This is a genomic window from Mesorhizobium sp. M8A.F.Ca.ET.165.01.1.1 (assembly GCF_004792065.1).
Taxonomy (GTDB): Bacteria; Pseudomonadota; Alphaproteobacteria; order Rhizobiales; family Rhizobiaceae; genus Mesorhizobium.
Genome location: NZ_SRTH01000075.1, coordinates 1 through 433 on the forward strand (window position 1 = coordinate 1; position 433 = coordinate 433).

Annotated in this window: 1 protein-coding gene; it reads left to right on the forward strand. The window is 59.8% G+C overall.

Annotation, left to right across the window (positions count from 1 at the left end; genetic code table 11):
* A partial coding sequence (locus EN808_RS35185; protein WP_245521072.1) for a zincin-like metallopeptidase domain-containing protein occupies nucleotides 1–433 on the forward strand: 433 nt, incomplete at both ends.

Sequence of the window (433 nt, forward strand, 5' to 3'; positions counted from 1 at the left end):
GCTCGCGAGACAGGCGAGGATGCCCAGGCGATCCCTTTCCTCAAGCGCTTCACCGTTTTCAATATCGAGCAATGTGAAGGACTGCCTGATGAAGTCGCGGTTTCGGCTCCGCTGCCGGTGGCTAGCTTGATCGAACCGCGGGTCGAGGCTCTGATCAAGGCCACCGGTATCGACTTCCGTATTGGTGGCGACAGGGCGTTCTATGTGCCTGCCCGCGATTATATACAGGTGCCTCCGCCCCAAGCTTATTTCGAGCCGATCAACTGGCACCGCACAGCCTTGCATGAGCTCGGTCATGCCACCGGTCACAGTTCACGCTTGGCCCGTGACTGCTCCGGCCCTTCGGGCTCCAGAAAATATGCGTTCGAGGAACTCGTGGCAGAGATCAACGCTGCCTTCTGCTGCGCAGCCTTGGGGATCGTGCCCACGGTAC